The sequence below is a fragment of the Lamprobacter sp. genome (assembly GCF_034860625.1).
Classification (GTDB): domain Bacteria; phylum Pseudomonadota; class Gammaproteobacteria; order Chromatiales; family Chromatiaceae; genus Lamprobacter.
This window is the reverse complement of the sequence record NZ_JAYESN010000002.1, coordinates 22,982-40,210: the sequence shown is the minus strand read 5'-3', so window position 1 is coordinate 40,210 and position 17,229 is coordinate 22,982. Positions and strand designations below refer to the sequence as shown.

17 protein-coding genes are annotated in these 17,229 nt (G+C 62.6%); 11 read left to right on the top strand and 6 right to left on the bottom strand.

Going from position 1 to position 17,229, the window contains the following annotated elements; all coding sequences use genetic code 11:
- The 3 genes from sdhA (at position 1) to VBE63_RS00735 (ending at position 2,948) form a co-directional block, all read left to right on the top strand.
- Entirely contained in the window at positions 1-1,776 is a 1,776-nt protein-coding gene (sdhA, locus tag VBE63_RS00745) for a succinate dehydrogenase flavoprotein subunit (RefSeq protein ID WP_323681074.1), read from the top strand.
- 83 nt (positions 1,777-1,859) lie between these two features.
- Positions 1,860-2,579, top strand: coding sequence for a succinate dehydrogenase iron-sulfur subunit (locus tag VBE63_RS00740; protein ID WP_323681148.1), 720 nt, complete (start codon positions 1,860-1,862; stop codon positions 2,577-2,579).
- 30 nt (positions 2,580-2,609) lie between these two features.
- Complete coding sequence (locus VBE63_RS00735; protein WP_416274486.1) at positions 2,610-2,948, top strand: succinate dehydrogenase assembly factor 2; 339 nt, start codon at positions 2,610-2,612, stop codon at positions 2,946-2,948.
- Between the two features lie 77 nt (positions 2,949-3,025).
- On the opposite strand, the gene VBE63_RS00730 is transcribed toward VBE63_RS00735, so the two are convergent.
- From VBE63_RS00730 to VBE63_RS00720, 3 genes are read right to left on the bottom strand one after another with little or no spacing between them, the layout of a single operon-like run.
- A complete protein-coding gene (locus VBE63_RS00730; protein WP_323681073.1) occupies positions 3,026-5,476 on the bottom strand; it encodes a putative bifunctional diguanylate cyclase/phosphodiesterase in 2,451 nt (816 codons plus the stop codon).
- Positions 5,477-5,499: 23 nt separating this feature from the next.
- The gene (locus VBE63_RS00725) at positions 5,500-6,705 is read right to left on the bottom strand and encodes a hypothetical protein (RefSeq protein WP_323681072.1); all 1,206 of its coding nucleotides are present in this window, start codon (positions 6,703-6,705) and stop codon (positions 5,500-5,502) included.
- 2 nt (positions 6,706-6,707) lie between these two features.
- Positions 6,708-7,127: a hypothetical protein gene (locus VBE63_RS00720; protein ID WP_416274490.1), complete on the bottom strand. Its 420-nt coding sequence runs from the start codon at positions 7,125-7,127 to the stop codon at positions 6,708-6,710.
- 273 nt (positions 7,128-7,400) lie between these two features.
- Here VBE63_RS00720 and VBE63_RS00715 point away from each other — a divergent pair, with 273 nt between their 5' ends.
- The 4 genes from VBE63_RS00715 (at position 7,401) to VBE63_RS00700 (ending at position 12,081) form a co-directional block, all read left to right on the top strand.
- Positions 7,401-8,255, top strand: a complete 855-nt coding sequence (locus VBE63_RS00715; RefSeq protein ID WP_323681070.1) for a trypsin-like serine peptidase — start codon at positions 7,401-7,403, stop codon at positions 8,253-8,255.
- A gap of 182 nt (positions 8,256-8,437) precedes the next feature.
- The gene (locus VBE63_RS00710; RefSeq protein WP_323681069.1) at positions 8,438-9,502 is read left to right on the top strand and encodes a hypothetical protein; all 1,065 of its coding nucleotides are present in this window, start codon (positions 8,438-8,440) and stop codon (positions 9,500-9,502) included.
- Positions 9,499-10,593 carry an AAA family ATPase gene (locus tag VBE63_RS00705; protein WP_323681068.1) on the top strand — a complete coding sequence of 365 codons (1,095 nt, stop codon included), beginning with the start codon at positions 9,499-9,501 and terminating at the stop codon, positions 10,591-10,593. The genes VBE63_RS00710 and VBE63_RS00705 overlap by 4 nt, the downstream gene beginning before the upstream one ends.
- Before the next feature lie 39 nt (positions 10,594-10,632).
- Positions 10,633-12,081 (top strand): DUF2201 family putative metallopeptidase, encoded by a 1,449-nt coding sequence (locus VBE63_RS00700; RefSeq protein WP_323681067.1) that lies wholly within the window; start codon positions 10,633-10,635, stop codon positions 12,079-12,081.
- Positions 12,082-12,232: 151 nt separating this feature from the next.
- On the opposite strand, the gene VBE63_RS00695 is transcribed toward VBE63_RS00700, so the two are convergent.
- Positions 12,233-13,138, bottom strand: a complete 906-nt coding sequence (locus VBE63_RS00695; protein WP_323681066.1) for a 5-bromo-4-chloroindolyl phosphate hydrolysis family protein — start codon at positions 13,136-13,138, stop codon at positions 12,233-12,235.
- A gap of 10 nt (positions 13,139-13,148) precedes the next feature.
- Positions 13,149-13,280, bottom strand: a complete 132-nt coding sequence (locus tag VBE63_RS00690; protein ID WP_323681065.1) for a hypothetical protein — start codon at positions 13,278-13,280, stop codon at positions 13,149-13,151.
- 170 nt (positions 13,281-13,450) lie between these two features.
- Here VBE63_RS00690 and VBE63_RS00685 point away from each other — a divergent pair, with 170 nt between their 5' ends.
- The 4 genes from VBE63_RS00685 (at position 13,451) to VBE63_RS00670 (ending at position 16,410) form a co-directional block, all read left to right on the top strand.
- On the top strand, positions 13,451-14,728 hold the full coding sequence (locus VBE63_RS00685) for a glutamate-5-semialdehyde dehydrogenase (RefSeq protein ID WP_323681064.1): 1,278 nt from the start codon (positions 13,451-13,453) through the stop codon (positions 14,726-14,728).
- Positions 14,729-14,773: 45 nt separating this feature from the next.
- Complete coding sequence (nadD, locus tag VBE63_RS00680) at positions 14,774-15,433, top strand: nicotinate-nucleotide adenylyltransferase (protein WP_323681063.1); 660 nt, start codon at positions 14,774-14,776, stop codon at positions 15,431-15,433.
- Positions 15,434-15,536: 103 nt separating this feature from the next.
- Entirely contained in the window at positions 15,537-15,896 is a 360-nt protein-coding gene (rsfS, locus tag VBE63_RS00675) for a ribosome silencing factor (protein ID WP_323681062.1), read from the top strand.
- The gene (locus VBE63_RS00670) at positions 15,883-16,410 is read left to right on the top strand and encodes a dihydrofolate reductase (RefSeq protein ID WP_323681061.1); all 528 of its coding nucleotides are present in this window, start codon (positions 15,883-15,885) and stop codon (positions 16,408-16,410) included. Before rsfS ends, VBE63_RS00670 begins: the two co-directional genes overlap by 14 nt.
- Here VBE63_RS00670 and VBE63_RS00665 read toward each other — a convergent pair.
- A complete protein-coding gene (locus VBE63_RS00665) occupies positions 16,392-17,225 on the bottom strand; it encodes a symmetrical bis(5'-nucleosyl)-tetraphosphatase (RefSeq protein ID WP_323681060.1) in 834 nt (277 codons plus the stop codon). The genes VBE63_RS00670 and VBE63_RS00665 overlap by 19 nt on opposite strands.
- Positions 17,226-17,229: the final 4 nt, after the last annotated feature.

The following is a 17,229-nucleotide window of genomic DNA, read 5'->3' as shown; positions in this document are numbered from 1 at the left end:
ATGCCCGCTGTCCGCTCTCTTCCCCACCGACATTTCGACGCCCTGATCATTGGCGCCGGCGGCGCTGGCCTCAACGCCGCGCTGCGCCTCGCCGCCGCCAATCTGCGCGTCGCTGTGGTCTCGAAGGTGTTTCCGACCCGTTCGCACACGGTGGCTGCACAGGGCGGTGTCAACGCGGCACTGGCCAATGCACTGCCCGATAATTGGCACTGGCACATGTTCGATACCGTTAAGGGTTCGGACTACCTGGGCGATCAGGACGCGATCGAGACCATGTGCCGTGAGGCGATCCCGACCGTCTACGAGCTTGAGCATGCCGGCGTGCCCTTCTCGCGGCTCGACAATGGCAAGATCTACCAGCGTGCCTTTGGCGGCCAGAGCCAGAACTTTGGCGGCGAGCAGGCGGCACGCACCTGCGCCGCGGCGGATCGCACCGGCCACGCCATCCTGCACACGCTGTACCAGCAGAACCTGCGCGCCAAGACCCATTTCTTCGACGAGTATTTCGCGGTTGACCTGATTCGTGACGATGAAGGGGTTGCCATTGGCGCGCTGGTGTTGGATATCGAGAGCGGCGAGCCGCTGATCATCGAAGCCAAGACCACGCTGCTCGCCACTGGCGGCTATGGCCAGGTGTTTCGCACCAATACCAACGCCTTCATCAATACCGGCGACGGCATGGCGATGGCGCTGCGCGCTGGGGTGCCACTGCAGGACATGGAGTTCTATCAGTTCCATCCGACCGGCGTTGCCGGCAAGGGCATGCTGATCACCGAGGGTGCGCGCGGGGAGGGTGGCTATCTGGTCAACGGCGAGGGTGAGCGCTTCATGGAGCGTTACGCGCCGAAGGCGCGCGATCTCGCAAGCCGCGATATGGTCTCGCGCTCGATCGTCACCGAGATCCGCGAGGGCCGTGGCTGTGGACCCAATAAGGATTACGTGCTGCTCAAGGTCGATCACCTGGGCGCCGATGTCGTGCATCACCGCCTGCCTGGGATCACCGATATCTGCCGGGTGTTCCTCGGCATCGATCCGGCCAAGGAGCCGATCCCGGTGTTCCCGACCGCGCACTATGCGATGGGCGGCATCCCGACCGATCGCCATGCGCGCGTTGTTGCACCGGCTCGGCATGGTCCCGAAGAGGTGGTGCCTGGGCTCTATGCCGCGGGTGAGTGTGCCTGTGTCTCGGTGCATGGCGCCAACCGCCTCGGCGGCAACTCGCTGCTCGACATCCTGGTCTTCGGCCGCGCCGCAGGCACCGATATCCTGAGCTATGTCGCCGAGCATCCCAACCACCGACCGATGCGCGATGAACACATCGAGCCGGCGATCGCACGGTTAGCCCGCTGGGAACGCCAGGGCGAAGGCGAAAGGGTCGCGGATGTGAAGGCCGAGCTCCGCCGTTTGATGGAGGATCACTGCGGTGTCTTCCGCGATCAGCCGACCATGGCCGAAGGCGTCGAGAAGCTCAAGGCGCTGCGTGACCGGGTCGAGGGCGTGCGCCTGCGCGATCACAGCCAGACCTTCAACACCGCGCGGATCGAGGCACTCGAGCTCGATAACCTGGTCGATGTCGGTATGGCGACGCTGATGTCAGCGCTCCATCGCGATGAGAGCCGCGGCGCCCATTCGCGGGTCGACCACACCGAGCGCGACGATGAGCGCTGGATGAAACACAGCCTCTATCTGCGCGAGGGTGATCGCATGGACTACAAGCCGGTGCGGACCAAGCCGCTGACGGTCGAGTCTTTTCCACCAAAGCCAAGGGTCTATTGAGGCTTGACCAAATCAGGATCAGGTCGCATCACGATCAGCCTAGAGCAAGACTTGCCCCATTTCAGGACCGACCACGCATGTCCATCACGATCAGCGTCTACCGTTACCAGCCCGATAGCGACCCCGGCTCGACCCCGTCGGCCGCCGGCGCCAAGCCCTACATGCAGACCTTCGAGGTCGAGGCCGCGCCAGGCATGATGCTGCGCGAGGCCCTGCTCGCGATCAAAGAGCAGGACGAGACCTTCGCCTTCCGTCATTCCTGCGGCGAAGGCGTCTGTGGCTCCGACGGCGTCAACGCCAATGGCACCAACTGCCTGGCCTGCATCACCCCGGTTGCCGACCTCAAGCAGCCGATCCAGGTGCGTCCGCTGCCCGGACGGCCGGTGATCCGTGATCTGGTCGTCGACATGACCCAGTTCTACGAGCAATACCGCGCGGTCGAGCCCTATCTGATCCGCAAAGACCCGCTGCCCGAGCAGGAGATCCGTCAGTCGCCCGAAGACCGCGACAAGCTCGATGGACTCTACGAATGCATCCTCTGCGGCTGCTGCTCGACCGCCTGCCCCTCGTTCTGGTGGAACCCGGACAAGTTCCATGGCCCCGCGGCGCTGCTGCAGTCCTGGCGCTTCCTCGCCGACAGCCGCGACCAGGCCACCGAGGAGCGATTGGATGCGCTCGAAGGACCGTACAAGCTGTTTCGCTGCCACAGCATCATGAACTGCGTCGAGGTCTGCCCGAAGGGCCTGAATCCGACCAAGGCCATCGGCCAGATCAAAGAGCTGATGCTCGAGCAGTCGGTGTGACGAGCCCTAGCTGGATGCCTCGGCAGTTCCTTGACGGCCCAGCAAGCGCAGCGGTTGGTGGTTGACCCCTTGGACGCAAAGCCTGAGAGCCTTGCTGCTAACGCCTTAGACGCAGCGCGCGAGATCCAGCGCCTGCGCTGGCAATGCCGGCGTGGCATGCTGGAGCTTGACCTGCTGCTCAACCAGTTCTTGGAACAAGGTTATGCCGAGCTTGATCCCGCCGGGCGCGCCGATTTCGAGCGTCTGCTCGGCTACCAAGACCAAATCCTACAAGATTGGCTCATCGGGCAGGCTGTGCCCGCAGATCCCGCACTCAGCGGATTGGTGGTGTTGATTCAAGGCTGTCTGCTTGAGGCTGCGCGTCCTTAAGCTTTGTCGAGCCATCGCGTAAACAGATGGCTACTGGATAGCCTACTGCTGAGCCCTACTGCTTGAGCCTCACTGCTCTAGCCACTGGCGAGCGGTCTCGCTTCAGCGACCGGCGGCTCAGGGATTGGACGACCGATGAAATACCCCTGCGCGAAATCGATACCCAACTCGTAGAGCACCTTGAGGATGGCCTCTGATTCGACGAATTCGGCGATGACCTTCTTGCCCATCCTGTGCGCCATCTCGGTCGTCGCACGCACGAAGATGCGATCTTCCAAGTTCCGCTCTAGGTCGCGGATAAAGCTGCCATCGATCTTCACGTCGTCGACCGGCAATTGTTTCAGGTAGGCGTAAGAAGCAAAGCCGCTGCCAAAGTCATCCAGAGCGAAATGGCAGCCGAGTGCGCGCATGCTTTTGATCCGCGTGACTGCGGTACTCATGTTGTCGATGGCTGCCGTTTCAGTGATTTCGAGCGTCAGTCGCTGTGGATCGATTTTCGATGCCTGCAGCAGACGAGCCAGCTCGGCATCGATCGAGGTATCCGCGAGCGCCTTGGCGGACAGGTTGATGCCTAATGAGAGATGCGGATGGATGAGCAGTACCCGAATCGCCTCGGCTAAGACCCAGCGATCGATGGCATTGATGAGGCCGGTGCTCTCGGCGACGGGGATAAACTCATCGGGGCTGACCAGCCGTCCATCGGCGAGCTGCAGGCGCAGCAGTCCTTCGGCACGCCAGATTCTGCGGTCGGCAAGGGCCATGAGGGGTTGGTAGTAGAGTTGCAGCCGATCCGACTCGATCGCTTCGGTGATCTCTCGATTCCAGAGCACGCGCGCATTAGCGGCGGCGCGCGCGGAATCCTGGTTGGAGTAGAGGTGGCAGCGATGATGCTGCTGCGCCTTGGCTTGGTACATGGCCAGATCGGCATTCGCCATCAGCGTTTGCGGGTCGTTTCCATGCTCCGGAAAAAGCACGATGCCGATGCTCGCGGAGACTTGGTGTCGATGGCCTTTGGCTTGCACCCTGGTCGTGCGGATGCGTTCTTGCATCAGGTCGGCCAGCGTCAGCGCGAGCTCCGGCGTGGCCGCGGGGAGCAGCACAGCGAACTCGTCGCCTCCAAAGCGGCCGATCTTGTCTGCTTCGCCGAGGCATGCCGCTAGCCGTTTGCCGATGCGACAGAGCAAACGATCGCCGATCTGGTGTCCGCTGGTATCGTTGACATCCTTAAAGTTATTGAGATCGATGAACAGCAAGGCACCCTGCTGCGTATTATCTGCTGATTGCGCGATGGCCTTGGTCAGCTCTTCATCGAAGCGGCGACGGTTGAGCAGGGCGGTCAAGGGGTCATGATCGGCGAGCCAGCGCAGCTCCTGTTGCGCCGTTTCGCGCTCGGTCTGCATCTGCTCCATGCGCTGGTTCAGGCGCAGTGCGACATCCAGGGTTTCATCGATCTCATCGCGCAGCCGGGTCGTGCTTTGAGCCGTCTGGAGTTGCTCGGCGAGCGTCTCGAAACGGTTTTCGGCCAGTAACGGCAACAGCCGGGATAGCGTCCGGATGCGGTTGATGGGGCGTTGCATGATCAGCAGCAAGAGCATCTCGGCCACCAGCAGACCGAGGAGGCCGATCAGCAGGCTATGCTGGGACAGTTGGGTAAGGCGTTGCCGTTCGTCAGTGATCTCATTGACGATAAAGCCCATCAGGGCGTTGCCAGCCGGGTCGATGCGAAAGATCTCGAACCAGTGCTGTTCGAGTTGGACCCTCAGCGGGGCCTCTGAACGGCTGCTGAGTAACGAGGCTGTCGGAATCGATGTGAGCAAGGGCAGAACCTGCTCGGCCTGGGTCGCCCCGAAAAATTGCAGTTGGGGGGCCGGCAGGGCTGGGCTGGCTGAATCTTCATCGGCACGCCGAGCGATCGCGAGATCGGCATCGGTCAGCTCACGGAACGCCAGTAGGATGCTGGCCATGGTCCGCCCAAGGACCAGGCTACCGGCGGTTTCGCCCTCCCAGAGCACCGGCGAGGCCAAGTATTGGTGGCAGGCATCCTCAGTGCAGCGGATATGCTCGCTGATCTGTTCTGGCTGTTGCCGGACCTCGCGCAGCACCGAGGCCGGCAATGGCGATCCATCCAAGGGCCAGAGCGTGTGCGATTCATCACCGATGGGTATCCAGTGCACGGAGCGGATATCCCATTCCAGATCCAGCAGCGTGCCGTCGACCTGCAGCGCGTTGCGCAAGTGGTCGGTGGTCGAGCACTCGTTTGTCGAGGCTTCGATGCGCGGCACCATGCTGGCCAGCTGAGCCATCTGCTGAAAGCGATCGGCAATCAGGCTGGAGAGGTGCTCGGTCTGGCGGTGGCGCAGATAGGCTTGGTTGCGCTCGTATTGATCGACCAGGGCCTGCCGCGCGTAGAGCGTGAGAGACAGAATGACGGCCGCCATCGCCAGGCTGATGCCAGTCAGTACTTTCCAGCCGAGGCCGAAGAAGGGGCGAGGATCAGCACTGAGCTGGGTTGCGAAGGGCTTATCCACATCGCCTCCAGCGGGTGGCTGGCTTAGAACCTGAAGCCCGCTTGAACAGCGAACAAATCCCAATGCTTGTCGTATCGACTAAAATCGGGGTTCTCGATCTCAGACAGGATGAAGTTGCCGTTGTGGCGCTGATATTCGGTCTTGAGCATCCATTGATGGTTGATGTCCCAGCGAAGGCCGAGACTGAGGATGTGCGACGAGGTGGCATGACTGGGGACCAAGCCCAATGTCTGTCGCTCGAGTTGGCGGCCGCTGCGGTCGTCGCGGTCTGCAAAACCTTCCTCGTAGCGCAGCATGAGCTGCCATTTGGGCACCGGATTGTAGGTGACTTGTCCATAATAGCCTTCCGCGGTCGCGTTCTGATCCGGTAGCGCAGGGCCAAAGTCCCTCCATTCGATCGGTTCGGCCATATATTCCGCAGTGAAGCTCCAGCGCTCGCTGTTGTACTGAGCGGAGGCGACCCAATACAACACATCGACCTTGCCAGGCCCATAGGGAATCGGGCTGCCTTGTGTTGGATCGAACTTGAGGGAGACGGCAGCGCCGCTCAAGCCGAACTTCAAGCGCGTGTCATGGGATTGATACCAGAGGCCTGCGAGCCAACTATTATCGCGGGGCTCGATATCGCCGGGCTTATCGCCGAGCAAGAAGGCGGCTTCGACATTCTCGTCGACGACCGGTGATCCGGTCGCCAGGTTGAGCGAAAACAGGCCGAAGGGTTGGTAAGTCTCGGCATAGAGAACGACGCCGTCGGAAGACAGCACCAAGTTGCGGACCTTGTCGAAATAGACCACCTGAGGCAAGAAGATGCCGGGATGGGTAAAGGACACATCACGCGTCTCATTATAGAGACCAAGACGGTTCTTGATGCGGCCGATCCGGGTGCCGAAGCGGACGCGATCCGTGGTCATCAGCGTGATGTCCGCGAGCGCAAAATCGATCTCTGGCTGACCGTCGCTCATCTCACCTGCGCGACGCGAGAGCAGCTGACCGGCGAGTAGAAGCCGCGGGCTCAAGCGCCACGAGGCATTCAAGCCGATCTCGGTGAAGTCGAACGAGGTGTTTGGGCTGTCGCCGTAGAATCGGTTGGCGCTGGTACTCACCATGGCCTGACTGGCGAAGCCATGCAGTTGGATTCGGTCGTTGCCTGGCTCGGTTGCCTGGTCGGCGGCGCTGCTGCTGGCTGCGACCAACAAGAGCCAGGTCGCGAGAAAAGTGCGTATGCTCACAGCTATTCGACCTCGATGCCCTTGATCCCTGGTGTGCTCGGTAGCTGGCTCACATAGCCGATGGCGCCGGGCGTTTGCTGAACGCGCTGGAGCATTTCCGATTCACTGGCCACCTGAAGCGGCGCCTGGCCGGTGCCGGAAAAGACCTGCCGATCCCAGGTCTGCCGGAGTTGGTGCGGGAAGACGCCGAGGGCGCTCTTGGCGAATGTCTGGTGGAGTGGGGAGTCGTCCGGGAGGACGAAGACAGCGACGGGTCGTTGATCGGACCATTGGTTGATCCGCATGGTGAAGATCAGCCGTGCGCGATTGCGATCAATGGCGCTGATCCCGACATCCTGGTTGACGATGAGCTGTTGGCCCTGAGCGGGACCGAGTACGCAGAGGCCCAAAAAGAGGCCGAAAAGCAGCGACAAGATCAGCATTCCCTGCGGCGGTCGTGGTATGCGCGGCCGCAGTTGTTCGGGGGCATTCGAGAAATCCTTTAGGCGCACTGGCTAGGGCACATCCAAGCATCTCCGACTCAGTCAGGGCTGAAAAGCGCTTGCGATCCTGAGACCGTCCCGCTCGCATGGTCTGCTTCTCATTCGACCCCGGATTCGCTACAACTGTACTGATGAATAGCAATGTGATGCAAGCCTGTTGGATACCCTGGCCTATCGCAGCGACACCTTTAAGCCGTTGCCGGGCCGCTGTTGATGCCCTCCACTAATGTCCTCTTCAAGGTCGCTCTCAGCGCTTGGCTCCTGATCGCTAGCCGAGCCTTGGCCCTGAGCGGCGGAGCCCTGGATACCGAGCAGCATCATGCGGGCGTGTTGACGATCCGTGCCGACCCGCTGTTGGTCTGCTCGGCGGTGAAGATCGGCGCACGTACTCTGCTCACCGCTGCGCACTGTGTGGTCGATGAGCGCAGTGGCGAGCTCAAGTCCGCCTTTCGGACGGGCGCTGAGATCCTTGTGGACAACGCCACTCAGCAGGCCGACCACGAAAGCGCCAGTCGCGTTATCGTCGATGAAACCCGACTGCCGGAAGCCTATCGGGAAGGGCTGGCGAAGTTCGCCGACTATCGCCGTCGGCGCCTTGCTGAGCTGAAAAGCCAATCCTCGGCCTTGCCGATTGAGCAGCTCGAGCAGGGGTTGAGCATGCGTTATCATTTCGCCGAGCGTTATCCTGACCTGGCCCTGATTCAGCTCCGCACCACAACCCCGGAGATCCCGCACTACCAGTTGGATTTCACACCGCTTGAAGCCGGTGCCGAGGTGGAGTTGGTGGGTTTCGGCTGCAGCCGGCTGGGCGATCGCCTCTCTGCCGAGCGTCGCTCGGGCTGGTCGCGGGTGATCAGGGTTGATGCGGTCAACTTCTATACCGAAGCTGGTCAGCGGGTAACCCAGGCCCCATCGCTCTGTCCTGGTGATTCCGGCGGCCCAGTGTTGTACCAGGGCCGCGTGGTCGGCGTGCATGCTGTGGTGTATGGCCTCCATGCTCGGCATGGCGCGCGCTCGAATATGGCCGTCAACCTTGTGCCTCTGGCAGACTGGCAGGCTTGGCCTTGAGCCTGAAAAACGCCGCTCGCGAGGCATCGCCCTGCCACTGTTGTGCTCCGATCGAGACTCGACCCCTGGTGGGTCAGCGGTCTTTATCCGCAGTATTTGCAGGGTTAAAACGGGGGTGCCACTCCCGATCAGGCCGTGTATGTTCATCATCCTGTCATCGATAAAGGATCGAGCTTGCTGCTATGGTTCGTGTCGCCATTCCAATGAACTCATCGGTCGGGGCCGAGGCTCCCGGTCCGATTCCGCTGACCCATCATCAGATCCTAGAGCTGGTTGCTCCGTTCAGTCGGCAAGGTCGTCAGGTCGATCTGGCCGCCAGTGATCGTGCCCAGCGTCTGCTCAGGTTCAAGCCGGTCCGCCATCCGAATCTTCCGCTGGATGGTGAGTCGCTGACCGAGACTCTGATTCTTGAGCATCCAGAAGCGACCCATTTCCGCCTGCGTCGCATCCTCACCGACGATGCCGGACTCAGCTCGACCCTCGACATTGAGGGAACTGATCCTGGCCTGCTGCTGGCACAGGTGGAAGCCGTGGATATCTCTCGCCAGATCGTCGCCGTCGAAGAGGTCAACATTGCCCGCAGCTACCGGTTGCAACCGGTGGCAGCAAGCGAGCATCAGCCCGCCCACTGGCGCCCGCAACTGGTTACCGCAGAGACCAGAACCCAGGGCGCGGTGCTCAGCCTGAACGCCAAGACCGGGCGTAAGATGCCGGCTGACTTCGAACTGCGCGCCGAGGATGATCGGCGCCTGCGGGTGCCCGCTGACCTCTTCGCCGTGCTCGGTTGGGACTGGCGCCCGATGCGCCAACTCGGCAAGTTCTGGCGCGGCAGTGTGCGCATCGCTGCCGACGAGCCCGAGCGGACGCTGGATATCGAGGCCAAGTTGTCGCAGGCGGTCAGGCATCTGGCAAAGACCCTGCGGTCTGATCCAGGGGATTTCCATGCCCACTGGCAGTCGGCACGCTGGCGCGTCACCTTTCAGCGCGCCATCCCAATGCTGATTGGGGTCGGGCTGTTAGCCGCGGCACCCCTGATCCAGCTGTTTTCGCTCGAGACCGCGTCGTTAGCACGCATGTTTATCTTCCACGCGCCGCCATTGCTGCTGATCGGCATCTTCATGATGCGCGAGCTACCCGTGATCGAGATCCCGCCGATGCCACGGCGGCTGATTGGCCGGGACTGGATCATCGATGAGCGTAAGGGCCACATCGGCAACACGGCAGTCCAGGGTGCCGAGGCGGGATGAATATCCCACCGGTCTCCATTGCGGCCGCCAAACAGGCGCTGATCGAACAGTATGCCGACCCCATCCTGCGCCATCGCGCCTCGATGCTCTGGGGGACACGCGGGGTGGGTAAGTCCTCGATCGTGCGCCAGGTCGCCGAACATTTCGGCGTGCCGCTGATCGATCTGCGCCTGACCACCATCGAGCCGGTCGACATCCGTGGCGCCATCTATGCCGACGACAGCCAAGGCAAGACGGTCTGGTTTCCACCTGAATTCCTGCCAACCACCGATCAGCCCGAGGGCATCCTGTTCCTCGATGAGCTCACTGCGGCTGATCAACGGCTGCAGATCTCGGCCTACTCGCTGATCCTCGACCGCCGCGTCGGCCATTACCGGCTGCCCGAGGGTTGGCAGGTGGTCGCTGCTGGTAATGCGAGCTTTCACGGCGCGGTCAGCCACGATATGGGCACCGCACTCGCGGATCGGATGTTCCACTTCAACGTCCAGACCGTGATCGATGCCTTTCTCAGTCACGCCGTGATTCAGGGTTTTGCGCCCGAGGTCATGGCCTATCTCAAGGTACGCCCGGATAAGCTTGACGACACCCAGACCCAGCTCGCCAATGATCATTTGATCGGCGCCAGCCCGCGCGGTTGGGAAGACATCTCCAATGTGATTCGCTCCGGGCTCTCGGAGCAGGCCAAGCGGGTCTTCGTGCAAGGTCGGATTGGCGCCGCCAATGCGGCTGAATTCTTTGGCGTGCTCAAGGAAATTCGGGCCGGTGTTGATGTGGTCGCGCTGCTTGAGGCCGAGCCGGGCGAGGCCACGGCCGCGCTGCTGCCGACCAACCTGGATGCGCTCTATGGCATGATCTACGCACTCTTGGCCGCGGCCAGCGACCGGGAGCGTATGGCGCGCGCGCTCGCCATCATCGAGCAGCTTCCGGAGGCCCCGGCGCGGGAGCCGCTGCCGATCCGCGAGGCGCAGACGCTGGCGATGGAGCTGCTATTGGAGAAGGCGCTAGAAACCGGTCTTGAAGGCGTTGTGCTCGAGAGTCCGGCCTATCGGCGCTATAGCGAAGCGCGCGAGCAGGCTGGACTCAGTGGCTAGCCTCATCTACAGGCTGTCTCGAGACCCTCATCGCTGTCCATGCAAGCCTCCCTGCATACGCACCGCGGCACACGCGCGATCCAGAAGCTGGTCGAGTACGCACCCTCGACCGGCGGCTTGGCACTCTGGATTCGGCATCAGGATGTTGATGCGCTGCCGGTGGGTGCTGAGCATGATCCGGGGATGCCTATTGGCGTGAAGACCGCGTCATTACTCAGCGCCGCCAACGACGGCCGCACCATCTTCTACACCCCAGCCTTCGCGGCGCTCAGCCTGCCGCTCCAGATCGGCCAGGTCGCGCATCAGGTGCTGCATGTCGCGCTGCAGCACGCGCAGCGGGCGAGGGCGCTGGAGCGACTGCTCGGCGAGGTCGATCTTGGGTTGTTCAACATCTGTGCTGACGCCATCGTCAACAGCACCCTCAGCCATCTTGCTTGGCTGGAACTGCCCAGTACTGCGGTCAGCTTGGAAGGCCTGCTCGCTAGCACCCTGAATTGCCAACAGAGCCCGGCAGCCGCGCTACTGGAATGGGATCTCGAACGGCTCTACCGCGCCATCGACGATCGCCGTCCGCGCCTGCTCCTAGGCCGCGGCGATCAACACCGAGCCACCCCCCGGCGAGACGGCAAGCGTGGGCAGCGCCGTGGCTGCGACGGTCGCGATGCCGAGCATCAAACGCCAGGGCCAGACCAGCAGGCCAGACCACAGTCAGTTCAGCCGGCCGATCGCAACGCTTCCCGCGAAGACGGTGCCCGCGCCAGTCGCGTGCGCTGGCTCGGCGCCGACACGCCCCGCGATCTGCTCCCAGCCAACGAGGCGTCTCGTCCCGAGCAAGAAGCCGAACAGGCGCGCGAATGGCGCGAGCGTCTGATTCGCGCCCATGCTGGCGACGGCGCCCACTCGATGCTGCGCGAGCTCATTGCCGACCTGCCCAAGCTGCGCACACCCTGGGAGCATCTGCTGCGCACGCTGCTCACCCGTGGTCTGGCGCGCACCCCCGATCAATCCTGGTCACGTCCGTCGCGATCCTACCTGGCCAATCAGGGCCGAACCCCTGGCGGTCAACGGTTACCTTGGGAGCCGGGTCGCACCGCCTCGCGCGCGGTGCCGCGTTTGGTGGTCATGGTCGACCTCTCTGGCTCCATCGATCCGCCATTGCTGGAGCGCTTCGCCCGCGAGATCGAGGCCATCAGCCGCCGCCTCGAGGCCAGCCTGACCCTCATCGCCGGTGACGATCGCGTCAGCGGTGTTGCCCAGTTCGAGCCAGGTGGCTCCAACCTTCGGGAACTGGTCTTCGACGGCGGCGGTGGCACCGACTTCAGCCCGCTGTTGCGCGAGGCCGAGCGCTACGCCCCTGACATCGCCGTCTTTCTCACCGATCTCGACGGCCCCGCCGAGTACAAGCCCAGCTACCCGGTGATTTGGGCTGTGCCCGCGATCCATGCCAATGCCCGACAGCCCTTTGGGCGCAAGCTGGTTTTGGAGTAGTCGCCGAGCCGACGCTAGGCGCACACACATCGGCTCCCCTGGGCTGGGTCCTGGAACGAAGAGCAGGCCATTGGCGATTCGGTGATCGGCTTCAGGCCCTTGGGTGGACGCGCTCCTTGGACTCAATCGGCCGCGCTGCCCAAGGCTAAGATTAGAGAATCCCCTCTCTTGCCAATTGCTGGGTCAGCACTTCGATCTGGACGTCAAGGTCGTCGACATCCCGCTCCAGCAGCACCTGATGTTGTTCGCGGAAAGCCGCCTCCACGGTCTCCAATGCATGGCGGAAGCGTTGGTCCAGTTTGGGAGCGGCGACCTGCCCATGGGTCTTGGCGTAGCCTTCGACGACACGCTGCACGCCCTCAAGATAGACCGTCAGGAACTTGCGTGCTCGCCATAGATCGCGCGGATCATCCTCGACGCGTTCGAGGATCTGTCGAGCCAAGGCTGTAATGTTGGCGAGCCTTGTATCCAGCTCTGGCTGGCGGATCTCCAGCCGCGCCTGCTCGATAGCGGTAATGGTCCGCGCGGCCTCGCGCAGCGACGCTGCTCCTTGGGCGCCCAAGCCAGGCGGGCGCCGCAGCCGGCGCTGGAAGGAGACGTCGAGACCATAGACGAGAGACAGGCCCAGCAGTGTCACCAGCGCGAAGGCGAAGGCGATGCCCGGATGATGTCCGGCGCCGAGCCAGGCCGTGATGCCGCTGCCGAGCGCGAGTAGGAGTGCGCCAAAGGTTTTTGGCGGAAGGAGCCGCCAAAGCGCAACGCCGATGACCGCTCGTTGGTCAGCGAGGCCTCGCCGGACCAGCAGTGCACCACCCAGCATCAAGCTGTAGCCGATGAGGTCGCCAAGCAGCATCCCGAGCTGTCCGCCGATGAGGGCAGCGAGTGCTGCGACGGCTGCAGGCAGCGGTAATACAAACAGGAGCCAGTCCGGTTGGGCAACCGTTGAGGGAGCCATATCGCTCTCGGCCTTGCTCTGTCCGCTCAGTCGCCGCCACAGCAACGCAAGTATCACGAGGATGATGACCAAGAACAGGACAATCAGCAGCAGGCGTTTCATCTTGGCTGCCTCATGCCGCAGTCGGGACCGAAGTGACTACGGCTGAGCCACTGCAAGAGGCCAGCAGCGCCTGCGAAGAGGCGATACCGAGGCCCACAATCAAGAGCAACAGGCCGAGGATGCGGCGCTGGCGATCCGACATGACGACAATCTCCTGCACGATTAAGGTCGACGCTTAGGCGGGTGACGACGGTGACGAGGACGCATTGGGAATTGCTGGCGCGGCGCGCGGATGGATGCTGGATGACGCTAGAAAGGCTACACTAGCGCATTTTTCGCGTTATTGCGTAGCCTATTCATCGCCGCATTGCCATGAAGACAGATTCCAAGATCACTGATGTGGTCGCCTATGTCGCTGACGTCGGGCGCCGAGCGCGCTCTGCCGCGCGCGCGATGGCGCGCGCTGAGACGCGTGCCAAGAACGCAGCGCTGCAGGCGATCGCCAATAACCTCAACACGCAGCGCGAGATCCTAACGCGGGCCAATGCCGCCGATCTCGAGGCGGGCGCGGCCAAGGGACTGGACACTGCTCTGCTCGATCGCTTGGAACTGACTCCGGGCCGCATCGACGCGATGATTGCCGGACTCGAACAGATTGCCGCGCTGCCCGATCCGATTGGCGCCATCACCGACTTGGACTATCGTCCGTCGGGGATTCAGGTGGGGCGTATGCGGGTGCCGCTTGGGGTCATCGGCATCATCTACGAATCGCGGCCGAATGTGACCGCTGATGCCGCCGCGCTCTGCCTCAAGGCCGGCAACGCGACCGTTCTGCGTGGTGGCTCCGAGGCCTTTGAGTCGAATCAGGCGATCGCTGCCAGCATTCACCGTGGTCTGCGCATGGCGGGTCTGCCAGCGGATGCGGTGCAGGTGTTGGCCACCACCGATCGCGCTGCCGTTGGCGCCATGATCACCAATCCAGAGCATATCGACGTCATCATCCCGCGTGGCGGCAAGAGCCTGATCGAGCGGATCAGCCGCGAGGCGAGGGTGCCGGTGATCAAGCATCTGGACGGCATCTGCCATGTCTATATCGATGACAAGGCCGATCCAGACAAGGCGGTGGCGATTGCAGTGAATGCCAAAACCCAGCGCTACGGCACCTGCAATACCATGGAGACCTTGCTGGTCGCCGAGGCCGTCGCGCGGCCGCTGCTCTCGCGCATCGGTGCGGCGCTGGTAGCCAAGGGGGTCGAGATTCGCGGCTGCGAAAAGACCCGTGAGATCCTCGCGGATGCGCGTCCTGCGACGGATGCTGACTGGGGGACCGAGTATCTGGCGCCGATCCTCTCGGTGCGCGTCGTTCCTAGCATGGACTCGGCCATCGAGCACATCGAGGTCCATGGCTCACATCATACCGATACCATCGTCACCGAAGACTACAGCCGCGCTCGGCGCTTTCTGCGCGAAGTCGACTCGAGCTCGGTGATGGTTAACGCTTCTACTCGCTTTGCCGATGGGTTTGAATACGGGCTTGGTGCCGAGATCGGCATCAGTACCGACAAGTTCCACGCCAGAGGCCCGGTTGGCCTTGAAGGCTTGACCTCGCAGAAGTTCGTGGTGCTGGGCGATGGTCAGATTCGCGAATAGCGGCGGCTTGATCATTGCGTTCGGCTTCCAGCCCTCTGGTTCTCGATGATCGGTCTGTTCGGAGGGACCTTCGACCCCATCCACTTTGGCCATCTGCGTGTGGCGCTCGATGTCGTTCAGCACCTCGATCTTGAGCAGCTGAGGTTGCTGCCGCTGGCTGCTGCCGTGCATCGGCGGCAACCCCTGGCCTCGCCGGAGCAGCGCATGGCGATGCTGCAAGCTGCAATCCGCGATGAGCCCTGTCTGGTTGCGGATGATCGAGAGCTCAAGCGCGGCGGACCCTCGTACACGGTTGACACCCTAGTTGCAGTTCGCGAAGAGTTGAGTGCTCAAGCCCCTCTCTGCTTGTTGGTTGGCGCTGATGCCTTTGAAGGCCTGCCAGACTGGCATCGGCCGCTGGATATCCTTGAGCTCGTGCATCTGGTCGTGATGCAGCGGCCTGGGGCGCCGACCGCCCGTGATCCTTGGCTCCGCGAGCAGGTTGAGCAGCGCCGTACCGATCATCCCGCGGCCTTGCGCCTTCAAGCCGGTGGGCTTATCTATTTCCAGACGGTGACGCAGCTCGACATCTCGGCAACCCGCATCCGCCGGCTGCTGGCGCGGGGCAAGAGCCCGCGCTATCTGCTCCCGGATGCCGTCTTGGCAATGGCGCGTGTCCAGGATTGCTATGCTGTACAGCAGGACCAGGCCTCATCAACCTTGTAAGGCCTGATCATTCGATCGACGTTGCTCGCCAGATGGTCGACGTTGTCAAACCCAATTCAGCGCGCCGGCGCCCCGCACTCGGACGCCTTTAAGAGGACTGTTAATGCAGCTAGAGCACTTGAAAGACCTCGTGGTCGAGGTTTTGAACGACATGAAGGCCCGCGACATCAGCGTGATGGATGTGCGCGGCAAGACCGCGGTGACCGATTATATGATCGTCGCATCAGGGACCTCTGACCGGCATGTGAAGGCCATCGCTGAGACGGTTGCCTATAAGGCCAAGGAAGCCGGTGAGGCCCCGCTTGGCACCGAAGGTGTGCAGGAAGGCGAATGGGCGCTGGTCGACCTTAACGGCGTGGTCGTGCATCTGATGCTGCCGAAGGTCCGCGACTTCTACAGCTTGGAGCGGCTATGGAGCGCGCCCTCACTCGTGTCGCGCCCCGCCGCCAGTGTCTCGGCCTGAGATCACCCTGATCGCGGCGATGGCGCGCGGGCGCGTCATCGGCCGGAACAATGCCATGCCTTGGCACCTGCCGGCCGATCTTGCGCACTTCAAGCGCCTGACCTTGGATAAACCCATCATTATGGGCCGGCGCACCTGGGATTCCCTGCCGGGCCTGTTGCCGCGACGGCGGCATCTGGTGATTTCCGCTGATCCTGATTTTCGAGCGGCCCTCACCCAGGCCGAAGCCGCGAGCTCCCCCGAGAGTGCCTTGGAGCGTGTCGGCTCCGTGCCGGAGGTCATGATCGTCGGCGGTGCGAGCATCTACCAAGCCTTCCTGCCCTTGGCCGATCGTCTGCTGTTGACCTTGATCGACGCCGAGATCGCGGGTGATACAGCGTTCCCAGCCTGGTCGGCAACGGAGTGGCAAGAAACGAAGCGTCAGTCCCGTTCCCGTGATGCGGCTAATCCATACGATCTTGAATTCGTCACGCTAGAGCGTGCAGTAGCGCTTCCTCAACCCGGTGTCAAATAGCCCGCGCAGTCGATCTCGATCAACTTCAGCGGCTTCTTGCGCCGGACTCTCAGTGCGCTGAGTCGCCCACCCCAGAGGCAGCCGCTGTCGAGTGCCCAGCAGTTGTTCTCGGCGAGAAAACCGATGGTTGACCAGTGGCCAAAGAGGATACGCTCTGCGCATGTGCGCCGATCGGGCACGCGAAACCAGGGCAGGGCACCAGGCGCAGGCTGTTCGAGACCACCTTTTTCTTTCAGCAATAGCTCACCCTCGGCGGTACACCAACGCAAGCGGGTGAAGCAGTTGGTGATGAATCTCAGGCGGTCCATGCCGACCAGTGCCGGGCTCCAGTGTCTAGGCTCATTAGCGTACATCTGCTGGAAGAAGGCGATGTGCTCCGGGCCCTGGAGGACCGCTTCGAGCTCATTCGCACAGGCCTGGGCTTGGGCGAGATCCCATTGTGGCGGTAGCCCGGCATGGATCATGGTGAAGCCCTTGTGCTCGCTGTGATGCAGCAGCGGGCGGTGGCGCAGCCAGTGCAGCAGTTCATCGCGATCGGGCGCCTTAAGGATTGCATCCAGGGTGTCCTTCTTGCTCGGCCGGGCGCCGGTGAGGGCAACCGCTAGCAGGTGCAGGTCGTGATTTCCGAGCACGACCAGAGCGCGCTCGCCAAGGCCCTTGATCCAACGCAGTACGGCGAGCGAATTGGGACCGCGGTTGACCAGGTCGCCGACACACCAGAGCTGATCCTTGGTCGGGTCGAAGCCGGCCTTATCGAGTAGGTGGCGCAGTTCGTCGTAGCAGCCCTGGATGTCGCCAATCGCGTAGGTCGCCATAATC

Bases quoted from the DNA above. Each gene is read 5' to 3' on its own strand.
- VBE63_RS00685 (WP_323681064.1), top strand. From the start codon at position 13,451: ATGAAGACAGATTCCAAGATCACTGATGTGGTCGCCTATGTCGCTGAC.
- VBE63_RS00705 (WP_323681068.1), top strand. From the start codon at position 9,499: ATGAATATCCCACCGGTCTCCATTGCGGCCGCCAAACAGGCGCTGATC.
- VBE63_RS00665 (WP_323681060.1), bottom strand. From the start codon at position 17,225: ATGGCGACCTACGCGATTGGCGACATCCAGGGCTGCTACGACGAACTG.
- nadD (WP_323681063.1), top strand. From the start codon at position 14,774: ATGATCGGTCTGTTCGGAGGGACCTTCGACCCCATCCACTTTGGCCAT.
- VBE63_RS00720 (WP_416274490.1), bottom strand. From the start codon at position 7,127: ATGCTGATCTTGTCGCTGCTTTTCGGCCTCTTTTTGGGCCTCTGCGTA.
- VBE63_RS00690 (WP_323681065.1), bottom strand. From the start codon at position 13,280: ATGTCGGATCGCCAGCGCCGCATCCTCGGCCTGTTGCTCTTGATTGTG.
- rsfS (WP_323681062.1), top strand. From the start codon at position 15,537: ATGCAGCTAGAGCACTTGAAAGACCTCGTGGTCGAGGTTTTGAACGAC.
- VBE63_RS00710 (WP_323681069.1), top strand. From the start codon at position 8,438: ATGGTTCGTGTCGCCATTCCAATGAACTCATCGGTCGGGGCCGAGGCT.
- VBE63_RS00695 (WP_323681066.1), bottom strand. From the start codon at position 13,138: ATGAAACGCCTGCTGCTGATTGTCCTGTTCTTGGTCATCATCCTCGTG.
- VBE63_RS00700 (WP_323681067.1), top strand. From the start codon at position 10,633: ATGCAAGCCTCCCTGCATACGCACCGCGGCACACGCGCGATCCAGAAG.
- sdhA (WP_323681074.1), top strand. From the start codon at position 1: ATGCCCGCTGTCCGCTCTCTTCCCCACCGACATTTCGACGCCCTGATC.
- VBE63_RS00715 (WP_323681070.1), top strand. From the start codon at position 7,401: ATGCCCTCCACTAATGTCCTCTTCAAGGTCGCTCTCAGCGCTTGGCTC.